Raw genomic sequence first — 14008 nt, forward strand, 5'->3', positions numbered from 1 at the left:
TCCTTCTCGGTTGCGATGCGGTGGCTGGGTGGGGGCGCGCTCAGGCGGCGGCGTCGGAGGGTGCGTCGCCGGGCGTGCCGGTCATGAGGCGCATGAGCCCCTCCTGGGTCGCCTCCGACCCGGGGACCTCGCCCGTGATCCGCCCCTCGAAGACGGTGTAGATGCGGTCGCACAGACCGAGGAGCTCGGGCAGCTCGGACGAGATGACCACCACGCCGCGGCCCGCGTCGGCGAGCTTCTGGACGAGGCCGTAGATCTCGTACTTGGCGCCCACGTCGATGCCGCGCGTCGGCTCGTCGAGGATGAGGAGCTCCGGCTCGGTATACATCCACTTGGCGAGCAGGACCTTCTGCTGGTTGCCGCCCGACAGCTTGGAGACGCCCTCGTGCACGCTCGGCGCCTTGATGGAGAACGCCTTGCGGTACGACTCGGCCGCGACGAACGCCGCGTCCCGGTCGATGACGCCCGCCTTCGCGATGCGCGGCAGGTTGGCCGCCTGGATGGTGCCGAGGATCGTGTCGAGCAGGTTCAGCCCCAGCGCCTTGCGGTCCTCGGGGACGTAGGCGATCCGGTTCTCGATCGCCGAGAGCACCGTGGGCAGGGACACCTCGCGGCCGTCGATGCGCACGACGCCGGACTTGTAGCGCCCGTACGACCGCCCGAAGAGGGACCGCGCGAGCTCGGTGCGGCCGGCGCCCATGATCCCGGCGAAGCCGACGATCTCGCCGCGGCGGACGTGGAACGTCGAGCCCTTGCACACGTAGCGGCCCGGCACCTCGGGGTGCTCGACGGTCCAGCCCTCGACCTCGAAGAACGTCTCGCCGATGGAGGGCGTGTGCTCAGGGAAGCGCGACTCGAGCGAGCGGCCGACCATCCCGCGGATGATCCGGTCCTCGTCGACCTCGTCGCCCTGGACGTCGAGGGTCTCGATCGAGCGGCCGTCGCGGATGATCGTGATCGAGTCGGCGATCTCCTCGATCTCGTTGAGCTTGTGGGAGATCATGATGCTCGTCAGGCCCTTGGACCGCAGGCCGCGGAGCAGGTCGAGCAGGTGCTCGGAGTCCTCCTCGTTGAGCGCCGACGTGGGCTCGTCGAGGATGAGCAGGCGCACGTCCTTGGCGAGCGCGCGGGCGATCTCGACGAGCTGCTGCTTGCCGACGCCGATGCTCTTGATCTGGGCGTCGGGCGACTCCTGGAGGCCGACGCGCGCCATGAGCTCCTCGGCGCGCCGACGGGCCGCGCCCCAGTCGATGCCGAACGCACCCTTGACCTCGTTCCCGAGGAAGATGTTCTCGGTGATCGAGAGCTCGGGGATCAGCGCGAGCTCCTGGTGGATGATGACGATCCCCGCGTGCTCGCTCGACCGGATGTCCTTGAACTGGACCTCCATACCGTCGTAGTAGATGTCGCCCGAGTACGTCCCGTGCGGGTACACGCCCGACAGCACCTTCATGAGCGTCGACTTGCCGGCGCCGTTCTCGCCGCAGATCGCGTGGATCTCTCCGGCCCGCACCCGCAGGTTCACGTCGTCGAGGGCGCGCACGCCCGGGAACTCCTTGGTGATGCCTCGCATCTCGAGGATCACGCGCTCGTCCGTCATCGGACCTCCTCCTGCCGAGGACAGCTCGCCGGGCACCTGTGCCCCGCGGACCCGGACACCCTCAGCGCCGTCCGAGCGGGCCTGACGTTATGCCGGTCACGTTCTTGGCGTCAACTCCTGAACGCAAGGATCCGGAGAACTGTGACCAAACAGCGACCTTGGTCCCACGGCGACCGGCAGAACGGCCGTTGATGTGAGCGTAAACAGAGGGAGAACGCTCCCACGCGGTCAGGAACTGAAGACGTGAGAGCGCTCTATGCGACAGGGAGGGTTTCCCCGCGGGACGGCAGCCGGCGGTCGCGGTGGCAGAGGCGATCGCAGTCGCAGTGGCGACCGCTGTCGCGGTGGCGGTCGCGGCCGTGGTGGCGAGCGCGGTGGTGGTGGCGGTCGGGTGGAGCGAGACGGCCGCGGGCCTACCGCGGCGGGAGGGAGAGCTTGAAGCCCTCGTGCGACTGCTCGTACCCGAGCGCGCGGTAGAACCGGTGCGCGTCGGTCCGCTGCTTGTCGGACGTGAGCTGGGCGAGCGCGCAGCCGCGCGCGACGCCCCACGCGTGCGCCCACGCCATCATGGTGCGACCGACTCCCTGCCCCCGCAGCCGCCGGTCGACCCGGACCGCCTCGACGAGGAGCCGCGACGCTCCGCGTCGCGAGATCCCCGGGACCACGGTGAGCTGCATCGTGCCGACGACCTCGCCGTCGAGCTCGACCACGACCAGCTCGTTGTTCGGGTCGGCGTCGATCGCGGCGAACGCCGCCTCGTGCGCGGGGCCGACCTCCCCCGTCCGGGCCCGGGCGATGGCGTCGTCCGCGATGAGCGCGACCACGCGCGGCAGGTCCGCGGCGACGGCCGTGCGGAACGCGAGGCCCGGCGTCGGCCCGACGGCGGGCGGGGACGAGGTGGTCACGGCCAGCGACCGTAGCACCTCGCCTGCCGAGGTAGAGCCATGGTCAGCCGAGGTAGAGCCGGGTCTGCCGAGGTAGAGCCCTGGTGATGACCAGGGCTCTACCTCGGCGAACCAGGGCTCTACCTCGGCGGTCGGGTCAGGAGCAGGTGAGCTCCTCGTGGGCGACGGTGAAGGTCGAGGTGACCTCCTCGCCGTCGACCACCGCGGTGGCCGTGACGACGGCCTCCCCCGCCGCGGCGGTCTTCGCCCGCGTCGCGAACGACTGGTAGGCGTTCTTCCCGGCCGCGACCTTCGAGAACCCCTTCTCGCCGAACGGCGTGGAGAGCGTCAGGTCCACCGGCACGGCGCCGTCGTTGGTCGCGCGGACCGCGACGTACGCCTTGCCCGCGAGGCAGCGCGGCTGGACCTCGACCGAGACGGGCAGCTCGCCGCGCGCCTGCGGCTGGACGAGCACCGCGACGGTGCGCCCCGGGACGGTCACGGTCCCCGTGGCCGCGTCCCAGGTGGTGCCCTGCACGACGGCATCGCTCCCGGTGGCCTGGACCGGCGAGAGCACGTACTCGCGGCCCGCGAGCGCCGCGAGCGGGACCTCGACCTCGTCGGGCGACGCGTTGAACACCGCGAGCAGCCCGTCGAGCGCGGGGTCGACGTCGGCACCGACGGTGTCGTCGACCGACATCGCGACGACGCCCGGGACCTGGTCCGCCCCGGCGCCCGGGAAGGTGACCTTCTCCCGGATGAGGTCCGCGTCGCCGAGCCGGAAGAGCTCGGTCGAGTGCCGCAGCCGCAGGAGGTCCTGCGCCTGCGCCGACGCGGTGGCGATGTCGTCGGGCGACGGCGTGAGCGCCGGGTCCGCGAGGAGCGGGGCCATGAGAGGCCACTTGTCCTCGTTGTCGGCCGCCATCGGCAGGCCCTTGCCGAAGCCGTTGTCCTGCCCGGTCCAGTCGATCGCGTTGAACCAGTCGCCCGAGTCGTAGCTGTTGCGGTCGAGCGACTTGGACCGCAGCAGGTCCGTGCCCGCGTGCCAGAACGACGGCGTCTGGGAGAGCGCGGCGGTCGCGAGCGAGACCGTGTTCATGCGCACGCGCTCGTCCATCGGCGTGTCCGCCGGGAGCTTGAGCGTGAGCAGGTCGAACAGCGTCTCGTTGTCGTGCGCGTCGACGTAGGTCACGACCTCCTCGGGCGAGTCGGCGTAGCCGGCCGGCACCCCGCGGTAGTCGATCTCGTCGCCGCGCTTCTCCTCGCCCGTCGACGTGACGAGCGTGTAGTCGCGCAGGTTGCCCGCGAGGCCGAGGCGCACGAGGTCGGTCTGGTGACCGAGGTCGGTGAGCTCGTCCGCGGACCCGTCGTTGACGGTCCCCGGCTCCCCCGCCCGGGCGGGCTGCCCGTTCGGGTCGGTCGCGAGGCCCGTGCCGAAGCCCTGCGTGAACGTCGACGCGCCGTCGACGGGCGAGCCGCCGTGCACGGCGTCGCGCAGCCGGTCGGAGAAGGTCCCGATGCCCGTGCCGCCGAGCTGGCCCTGCGTGGCCTGCTCGAACAGCGCGTTGCCCGCGACCTCGCCGAAGTCCCAGCCCTCGCCGTACAGGTAGACGGACTTCCCGTCGACGCCGTCCTCGGCGAGCGTGAGCTCGTCGAGCGCGGCCCGGACGTCGAGCATGTTCTGCTTCGAGTGGTGGCCCATGAGGTCGAAGCGGAACCCGTCGACGCGGTAGTCCTTCGCCCACGTGACGACGGAGTCGACCATGAGCTTGCCCGCCATCGCGTGCTCGGTCGCGACGTTCTGGCAGCACGTGCTCGTCTCGACGGAGCCGGTGGTCGGGTTCTGCCGGTGGTAGTAGCCCGGCACGACCTTGTCGAGGACGGACTTCGCGTCCTGCCCGCTCGCGGCGGTGTGGTTGAACACCTGGTCGAGCACGACCTGCAGCCCGGCGTCGTGCAGCGACCCGACCATGGTGCGGAACTCGGCCACGCGCGCGCCGCCGTCCGCGTCCACCGCGTACGACCCCTCCGGCGCGGTGAAGTGCCACGGGTCGTAGCCCCAGTTGAAGCCGTCCTGGCCCTGCACCGCCGCGACGGCGGCCTGCTGCTCGGGCGAGTCGGGCGCGAACCCGGTGAGGTCGCCGGTCGTGGCCTGGGCGGCACGGTCCTCGGGGATCGAGGCGATGTCGAACGTCGGGAGCAGGTGCACCGTGGTGAGGCCCGCGTCCGCGAGCTCCCGCAGGTGCGTCATCCCGGCCGAGTCCTTCTCCGCGAACGCGAGGTAGGTGCCGCGCCGCTCGGCCGGGACCGTCTCGTCGGAGATCGAGAAGTCCCGGACGTGGAGCTCGTAGATCGTCTGGTCCACCGCCCGCTCGACGACCGGGGCGGGCGTGCCCTCCCAGACGCTCGGGCGGAACGCGGGGTCGTCGAGGTCGACGGCGACCGAGTGCGTGGAGTCGAGCGTCAGGCCCACCGAGTACGGGTCGGTGACGACGTTCGTCTCGACCTTCCCCGTGCTCGGGACGTAGACCTGCACCTCGTAGAGGTAGCGCGCGCCCTTCCAGCCGACGGCCGCGCCGCCGAGCTTCTTGTCGGCCGCCTTGCCGTCGAGCGTCCACGTGCCGTCGGGCTGGCGCGCGGCCTCGAACCGGCGCGGGTCGTCGTCGAGCGACGCCCCCGCGGGCCACGCGAGCACCGAGACGGACTTCGCCGTCGGCGCCCACAGCGCGAACGACGCCCACTTGCCGTTGGCGTGCCACGAGACGCCGAGCTCGCGCTCGGCCGCGTCCTGCGCGAACAGGTCGTCGACGACGCCCGGCACCTGGACGCCGGTCGCGGCCGTGAGCGCGCCGCCGTCGGAGCGGGTCACGAGGAGCTGGCCCGTGAGAGCCTCCTCGACCGCCGAGCGGTCCAGCGGCTCGCCGTCGTCGAGCACGCGCAGCGCGGTGTGCCCGGCGAGCGCCGGGAACTCCGCCGCGACGTCGTCGGGCAGGCCCGACGGGTCGACCTGGAGCGTGTACGACGCCGTGCCCTCCGGGGCCTGCACCTCACCGTCGGCGGCGCCCGGGGTGACCGAGAGCCCGCCCTCGGGAGCGGCCCACAGGGTCCACTCGTCGCCCGTGCCGAGGTCGCCCGGCCACGCGACGACGCCCTCGCGCACCCAGTGCGCGGCCTGCTGGCCGGTGCCGGGGAGCGGCGGGTTCGCGACGTCGATCGTCAGGACGTGGGTCGCGAGGTCGTAGGAGAACGTGACGTTCTCGCCGTCGCCCACGGAGAACTGGTAGTTCGCCCCGTCGGGCGCACCGCCCACCCCGTAGTTCTCGGCCCAGCTCAGGCCGTGCGCGACCTTGCCCTCGTACGCGCCGGCCGCGAGGCGGTCGGTCGACCAGGTGTAGGTGCCGTCGCCGTCCGGGTCCTTGAGCCAGGACGCGAGGCAGTCGGGCGCCCACGAGCCGGCGCAGCCCACCTGGTCCTGGAAGGAGCCCGCGAGCGTGACGATCGGCCCCTGCGCGGTGCTCGAGAAGTCCTTGCTCACCGGGTCCCAGTAGAACGTCACGGGGCCGCCCGTCGTCGTGTACGTCGCGTTGCCGCCGTCCTGTACACCACCGACGCCGTAGTTCACGGTCCACGACCCGTTGAGCGCGACCTTGTACTCGTACGTCCCGGCCGGGACGTCGAACGTGCCCGCGTAGACGCCGTCGGCGCGCTTCGTGAGCTTGGCCGCCTCGCACGCCGGGGCCCAGTCGCCCGCGCAGCCCATGGCCGCGTTGTGGCTCCCGGGCACGGTCACGAGGTCGATCTCGGGCTCGGGCTCCTCGCCCACGACCCCGCTCACGTCGACCCCGACGCTCGCGAACGTCGACGCGGCGGCGCGGTCGCCGTCGGCGTCGGTCGTCACGGCGCGGTACTCGACCAGGGTGCCCTCGGCCAGGCCCGCGACGTCGTGGAAGACGCGCGGCGCCGTGTCCTCGGCGGTGCCGAGGGGCTGCCACTCGGCGCTCCCGACCTCGCGCCACGCGAATGACGTCTCGGCCCACGCATCGGCGTCGACCGTGGCCGTCACGGGCGCGACCCCGGTGACCGCTCCCCCGGCGCGCGGCACGGTGACCGCGATCTCGCCCGACGAGTCCGCGCCGACCTCGCGGTCGGCCCGCAGCACGACGGTGCCCGTCGCCGGGACGGTCAGGGTGACGACGCCGTCGACGTCGGCGGTGACGGGCTGGGCCGACTCACCGTAGAGCACCTCGTACGAGGCGCCGGGCGTGAGGGTCGTGAACGTCGCCGTCCGGTCCTCCGCCGCGTTGTTCAGCGCGACGAGGTGCTCGACCTTCTCCGCGCGGTCCACCCGGCTGAAGGCGTATACGCCCGCGCCGTTCTCGACGTAGCGCTCGACCTGGGCGCCGTCGGCCAGCGCCGGGTGCGCCTCGCGCAGCGCGGCGAGCTCGGCGATGTGCGCGTAGAGCGGCGCGTCGGTGCCGAAGCGGTCGACGCTGCCCGCCTGCTCGCCGGTGACGAGAGGCTGGTCGGCATACTCGTCGACCTGCGTCGCGAACAGGGTCTGGCGGGCGTCCTTGTCGCCGCCCGTCCCCGCGAAGCCCTGCTCGTCGCCGTAGTACACGACCGGCTGCCCGCGGGTCAGGTACATGAGGTCGTGCGCGAGCTCGTCGCGCGCGAGCGGGTCGTCGGTGCTCGCGAGCATGTACCCGACGCGCCCCATGTCGTGGTTGCCGAGGAACGTCGGCAGCGCCTGCGCGTTCGTCGTGGGCGTCGTGTACATGTCGTCGCTCGCGAAGAGCGAGGCGAGGCCCTTGGCGCTGTTGCCGCTCGCGAAGCTCGTCGCGGCCGACTGGAACGTGAAGTCGAGCGTCGAGCTCATGTCGGTCTTGCGCACGTAGGGCGAGAGCTTCGCCGCGTCGGCGTCGTACACCTCGCCGAACATGAAGAAGTCGTCCTTGCCCTGCGCGTGCGCGTAGTCGAGGACCTCGGTGGTCCACGTCTCCCAGAACTCGAAGTTCACGTGCTTGACGGTGTCGATGCGGAAGCCGTCGATCCCGAGGTCGATCCAGTCCTGGTAGACGTCGACGAACCCGTCGACCACCGTCGGGTGCTCCGTCATGAGGTCGTCGAGGCCGTCGAAGTCCCCGTACGTCACGGACTCCCCGGTCCACGTCGAGTTGCCGCGGTTGTGGTAGAGCGTCGGGTCGTTGAGCCAGGCCGGGACCTTGAGGTCCTCCTTGCCTGCCGGGACGACCGGCGTGTACGGGAACGACGTCGCGGCGTCTAGCGCCGGGAAGTCGCCGGTGCCCGCGTGGTCCGCCGGGTCGAACACGGTGCCCTCGGCGTCGCGGTACGGCGACGTGGCCTGGTCGACGTACGAGTACTGCTTCTCCTCGTAGTCGATCACGTCGGCCGTGTGGTTCGTGATGATGTCGAAGTAGACCTTGATGCCGCGGTCGTGCGCCTCGTCGATGAGCGCCTCGAGCTCGGCGTTGGTGCCGAGGTGCGGGTCGATCTGCGTGAAGTCGGTGATCCAGTAGCCGTGGTAGCCCGCCGACGCGTCGGCGCCCATCCCCTGGACCGGCTGGTTCTTGAACGACGGCGTGAGCCAGATCGCCGTCGTGCCGAGGCCCTCGACGTAGTCGAGGTTCTGCCGCAGGCCCGCGATGTCGCCGCCCTGGTAGAAGCCCTTGTTCGTCGGGTCGAACCCGGACACGAGCGGGTCGTCGCCGAGCCCCGCGGTGTCGTTCGACGGGTCGCCGTTCGCGAACCGGTCGGTCATGACGAAGTAGAACCGCTCGTCCGACCCTGGCTGTCGCACGGGAGGCACCACGAGGTCGGCGTCCTGCGCCTCGTCGTAGCCGCCCGCGAGCCCGAGCGGCGTGAGCGCGATGCGGTGGGTCGACTCGTCGAACGTGACGCGCACGGTCGCGTCGCCGCCGAGCACGAGGGGCGCGTCGTCCTGTCCGCCGTCGCGCCCGTACGCCTCGTCCCAGGCGTCGTCGTACGCGACCTTGTACTGGTACGTGCCGGCGGGCACCTCGAAGTCGGCGGACCAGACGCCGGCGGCGTCGGTGGGCGCGAGCTCGGTCGCCGCGCACGCGGGGTCCCAGTCGGCGGGGCAGCCGAGCTCGGACTGGAGGTCGCCCACGAGGGCGAGCGTGCGCTCGTCGGCCCCCGCGGCGGGTACCGCGAACGCGGCGAGCGTGACGCCCGCCAGGCCGGAGGTGGCGAGCGCGACGGCGGTGACCGACGCCGTCGTACGGGCCCCGCGCGAGCGGCGGGGCGACGGGTCGGATGGGTGGGGCGACGGGATGCGCGGAACGCGGCGACGTCGCGGCGTGGAGGTCATGAGGACTCCCTCGTCCGGTGGCTGGTGCGGGACCGCACGCGTGAGCGGGCAGGGCCGACAAGACCACGGGCGACGGGACCAGCAGCGGACGACGTCGACCGCGGCTTCCTCAGCGTACGGCTGAGCCGAACTGTACTGCTTGCAGAAACTTGCAGCAAGGTTCGGTAACCGGGGCTCGGCGCACCTCCGCCGCACGGCCCCCGGAGACGCCGAACCCGGGGTCGCTCCTCACGGAACACGTCCGGTGAGGAGCGACCCCGGGTTCGGCGGGGAGCGGGAGGGGAGGTCAGCCCGCCAGGTGACCCCAGCGCGGTGCCAGGTCGCGCCACGGCCCGACCTCCGCGACGCGGCCCTCGTCGAGCACGACGACGCGGTCCGCGCGCGCGAGCGCCGCACGCTTCGACGTCGCGCCGATCACCGTGGTCCCGCGCTCCCGGAGCGAGGTCCACAGCTCGATCTCGGTCGCCGCGTCGAGCGCGCTCGAGACGTCGTCCGCGAGCAGGAGCTCGGCGTCGGTCGCGAGCGCCCGCGCGAGGGCGAGCCGCTGCACCTGACCGCCCGAGAGCCGGACGCCGCGGTGCCCGACCAGCGCCTCGTGCCCCCCGGCCTCGACGACGTCGCGCTCCAGGCGCGCGGCCGCGACCGGGCCGTGCACGTCGCGCTCGTGCCCGAGGCGCACGTTGTCGGCGAACGACCCCGAGAGCACGCGCGGGACCTGCGCCACGTGGGCGACCTGCCCCGGCCGCAGGAACGTCTGGGCGTCGACGACGTCGGTCCCGTTCCACCGGATGTGCCCCGTGTGCTCCATGAGGCCCGACAGCGCCGAGAGCAGGCTCGACTTGCCCGCCCCGACCTGCCCGAGCAGGAGGACCAGCTCACCGCGACGCACCGCGAGGTCGACACCCTGGACGCCGATCGTGCCGTCGTCGTGCAGCGCGGTGACGTCGGCCAGCTCGAGCCGCTCCAGCGGCTGACGCGGGCCCGGGTCGGGCACGGGGGCCTCGCCCGTGAGGAGGTCGACGCCGGGTGGCAGGTCCATGAGGTCCGTGCCCGCGGCGAACCGGCTCGTGGCGCGCTGCCACGAGCGCGTGCCGGGCGCCTCCGTCACGACCGCCCCCGCGACCACGCCGAACCAGCCGAAGCCGGTCACCGCGTTGGCGACCAGGAGCGCCGTCGCGAGGTCCCACGTGCCCGCGAGCAGCCCGGCCCACGCCGCCACGACGCCGAGCTGGATCATGACGAGCGGGACGCCGTCGAGCGCGGCCTGCACCCGGTGCTCGAAGATCGCGGCCCGCACGCGTCCCCCGTCGACGTCGCGCAGGTGCGCGTGCACCTGCGGCGTCCGCGCGGCGAGCTTGACCGTGCGCGCCGAGTCGAGCGCGGAGACGAGGGCACGACCGAACCGGGCGCGCGCCGCGGACGACCGCGTGGCCGACCGGCCGGCGATCGGGCGCCCGAGCGCGGACGCCGCCGCCGACACGACCATCACGGCGAGCAGCACCGCGCCCGCGAGCCACGACCCGCTGAGCAGAGCCGTGACCCCCGCGATGACGAGACCGTTGACGAAGTCGACCCACCGGTCCGCGTACCGGACGAAGCGGTCGGCGTCCATGGCGCGCGCGACCACCTCGCCCGGGGGCGTCGCCGTGAGCCGGTGCTGGCGCGTCTGACCGGCCATGACGGCCATGCGCACGCGCAGCAGCACCTCGATCCACCAGCGAGGGTAGACGTACAGCGCCCAGGCGAGGCACAGCGGCGCGAGCACGAGGAGCACGGCGAGCGGCACGAGCAGCTGCGCCGGGAATCCCTCGTCCAGGTCCTGCACCGCACGGCCCCAGAGGAAGCCCGTGACGGCACCCTGCGCCGAGACGAGGCTCGTCGCCAGGAACAGCAGCGCACCCACGACGCCCCACGCGGGGCGCACGAACAGCGCGTGCAGCACCCCGCGTGCGAGGCTGGGCCCGTCGCCCGGGTCCGCGAGGACCGGCGGTTCGCCCCGCCGTCGACGACCTCCGACGGACTCCGCCGTGCGGTCCGCGTCCGCGTCGTCGGGTGCGCCCGGCACAGCCGGCCCCGGGGGCGCGACGCTCGCGCCGTCGCCGTCGAGCAGGGGCTCGCCCGCACCGGGGTGCGTGCCGTCGGCGCCCGTCGCGGCCTCCTCGGCGACGCTCGCCGCGAGGAGGTCGCGGTACGGGCCCGCGACGCGGGCGAGCGCCGCCCGCTCGCCCTGCTGCACGACCCGGCCGTGGTCGAGGACGGCGAGCAGCCCCGCGCGCTCGATCGTCGTGAGGCGGTGCGCGACGAGCACGCCCGTGCGCCCGGCGAGCAGCCGCTCCGAGGCCGCGACGACGCGCGCCTCCGTGAGGGGGTCCATGCGCGCGGTCGCCTCGTCGAGCACGACGACCTGCACGTCGCGGACGAGCAGCCGCGCGAACGCGACGAGCTGCTCCTCCCCCGCCGAGAGCGACGTCCCGCCCGGGCCGAGCAGCGTGTCGAGGCCGTCGGGGAGCCCCGCGACCCAGTCGTCGAGGCGCAGCTCGCGCACCGCGGCCTCGACGTCGGCGCGCGGCACGTCGGCGAAGAGCGCGACGTTCTCCGCGAGCGTGCCCGCGAGGATCTCGGTGCGCTGCGTCACGACCCCCACCGCGGCGCGCAGCGCCTGCAGGTCCAGGTCGCGGACGTCCACACCGCCCACGAGCACCGCGCCGCGCGGCGGCTCGACCGCGCGCGAGAGCAGCGACGCGAGGGTCGACTTGCCCGAGCCGGTCCGCCCCACGAGCGCGACCGTCTCGCCCGCGGGCACCCGCAGGCTCACGCCGTCGAGCGCGAACGTGCCCTCGGCGTAGGAGAAGTGGAGGTCGCGCAGCTCGATCCCCACGGGCCCGTCGGGCAGCGCCTTCCCGCCCGCAGGCTCGGGCTCGACGGCGAGCATCTGCCGGATGCGGGTGAGCGCCCCGATGCCCTCCTGGATGTCCGGCAGGTGGTGGACCAGGTTGTCCACCTGCCCGACGAACATCGCCGTCACGAGGAACAGGGTGACGAGGCGGTCGACGCCCAGGTCGCCGTCCGCGGCGAGCGCGGCACCCGCGACGGCCACGCCCGCGAGCAGCGACGCGAGGACCAGCCCGGCACGCCGCAGCATGCGCGACTCGATCACGAGCACGGCCTGGAACTTGCGGTGCACCTGGGCCGAGCGCTCGGCGAGGCGCCGCACCGCGAACGACTGGCCGAGGCTCGTGCGCAGGTCGTCCCGCGCCGCGACCGACTCCTCGAACGCCGCGGCGTGGTCCGTCCACGCGGCCTCCTCGATCACCTTGCGGCGCGCGATCTCGCCCAGCATGGGACGCACGATGACCGCCGCGACGGCGCCGAGCACCGGGAAGAGAAACCAGGCCGGCCACCAGGTCAGGCCCGCGACGACCCACATCGGCAGCACGCCGACGACGGTGCGGCCAGCGCCCCAGAGCTGACGGCGCACCAGCGTGCCGACCGCGTGCGTGTCGTCGTCGACGCGGTCGAGCACCTCGCCGACGGCCTGCTCCGTGAGCGTGGCGAGCGGCTGGTGGAGCGCGGCCGTGAGCAGGTCGCCGCGCAGCCGGCCCTCTGCCCGGTCGACGACACCCGCCCACACGACCTGGCCCGCGGTGTCGAGCAGCGCAGCACCGACGACGCACAGCGCGAGGAGCTGGAGCGTCGCCGTCGTCGGGTCGTCCGCGAGCCAGCCCGCGATGACGGTCCCGAGCGCGGCACCGACCGCCCCGAGCGTGAGCGCGACGAGCGCGACGACGGCCAGCGGCCCGCGCAGGCGCCGCCAGTCCAGGCGGCGAGCAGGGTCGACGGGGGCGCGCGACGCACCCGCCGTCGTGGTGGTGTCGGGGACGGTCGGGGGGTTCGGGGGCTGCTCGGTCGGCAGGGTGGCGTCGATCATGGCCCGTCGACCCTACGGTGGCCCACCCCCGCCGACGCAGCGTTTTTTCGACCCGCCAGCCACCCCCGAACGCCCCGCACCGCCGCCCCCGACCCGTCCCGGTCCGCCGCGGTCCCGCGGTCCCCGGACCGCGGGACCGGAGCCCGAGCTCAGACGAGCCCGAGCTGCTCCACGGCCTGCCGCTCCTCCTGGAGCTCCGCGACCGACGCGTCGACGCGCCCCCGCGAGAACTCGGACAGCTCGACGCCCTGGACGATCTCCCACGACCCACCGCGGGACACCACCGGGAACGACGAGATGAGGCCCGTCGGGACCCCGTACGACCCGTCGGACACGACGCCCGCGCTCGTCCAGTCGCCCTCCGGCGTCCCGAGCACCCAGTCGTGCACGTGGTCGATCGCCGCGTTCGCCGCCGACGCCGCCGACGACGCGCCGCGCGCGTCGATGATCGCCGCGCCGCGCTTCGCGACCGTCGGGATGAACGTGCTCTCGAGCCACTCGCGGTCCTCGGCGAGCCGCGCACCCGGGGTCCCCGCGACGTCCGCCTGGAAGATGTCCGGGTACTGCGTCGCCGAGTGGTTGCCCCAGATCGTCACCTTGCGCACCTCCGACACCGGCACGCCCGCCTTCTTGGCCACCTGCGTCAGCGCGCGGTTGTGGTCCAGGCGCGTCATCGCGGTGAAGCGGTCCTTCGGCACGTCCGGCGCGTTCGACGCCGCGATGAGCGCGTTCGTGTTCGCCGGGTTGCCGACGACCAGGACCCGCACGTCGTCGGCCGCGCCCGCGTTGATCGCCTGGCCCTGCGGCTTGAAGATGCCGCCGTTGGCCTCCAGCAGGTCGCCGCGCTCCATGCCCGGGCCGCGCGGGCGCGCGCCCACGAGCAGCGCGACGTTCGTCCCGTCGAACGCCGGGGTCGGGTCGTCGAAGATGTCGATGCCGGCGAGCAGCGGGAAGGCGCAGTCGTCGAGCTCCATCGCGGTGCCCTCGGCGGCCTTGACGCCCTGCGGGATCTCCAGGAGGCGCAGACGCACCGGGGTGTCGGGGCCGAGCATCTGGCCCGACGCGATACGGAAGAGCAGTGCGTAGCCGATCTGACCGGCCGCGCCGGTCACCGTCACGTTCACGGGGGAAGTCATGCGCTCACTCTCCCACAACGCGACCCGCCCGGACGCTCGGGGCGGCACGCCCGCGAGGTGCCGCCGTCGGCTCCCGCGTTCCCGGGGGACGACGACGGCGGCACCCCCTCC

5 protein-coding genes are annotated in these 14008 nt (G+C 73.4%); all 5 read right to left on the reverse strand.

The window, feature by feature from the left end:
* Window positions 1-40: 40 nt before the first annotated feature.
* The 5 genes from mmsA to ACZ402_RS09675 all read right to left on the reverse strand — a co-directional run bounded on the left by mmsA (window position 41) and on the right by ACZ402_RS09675 (window position 13897).
* Entirely contained in the window at window positions 41-1600 is a 1560-nt protein-coding gene (mmsA, locus tag ACZ402_RS09655) for a multiple monosaccharide ABC transporter ATP-binding protein (protein WP_375823144.1), read from the reverse strand.
* Window positions 1601-2013: 413 nt separating this feature from the next.
* A complete protein-coding gene (locus tag ACZ402_RS09660; RefSeq protein ID WP_375823145.1) occupies window positions 2014-2505 on the reverse strand; it encodes a GNAT family N-acetyltransferase in 492 nt (163 codons plus the stop codon).
* A 136-nt stretch (window positions 2506-2641) separates the two neighbouring features.
* Window positions 2642-8833, reverse strand: coding sequence for a pullulanase-type alpha-1,6-glucosidase (gene pulA, locus ACZ402_RS09665; RefSeq protein ID WP_375823146.1), 6192 nt, complete (start codon window positions 8831-8833; stop codon window positions 2642-2644).
* A 286-nt stretch (window positions 8834-9119) separates the two neighbouring features.
* Window positions 9120-12761, reverse strand: coding sequence for an ATP-binding cassette domain-containing protein (locus tag ACZ402_RS09670; protein ID WP_375823147.1), 3642 nt, complete (start codon window positions 12759-12761; stop codon window positions 9120-9122).
* Between the two features lie 149 nt (window positions 12762-12910).
* Complete coding sequence (locus ACZ402_RS09675) at window positions 12911-13897, reverse strand: malate dehydrogenase (protein ID WP_375823148.1); 987 nt, start codon at window positions 13895-13897, stop codon at window positions 12911-12913.
* Window positions 13898-14008: the final 111 nt, after the last annotated feature.

Source organism: Cellulosimicrobium sp. NPDC030954, assembly GCF_055571305.1.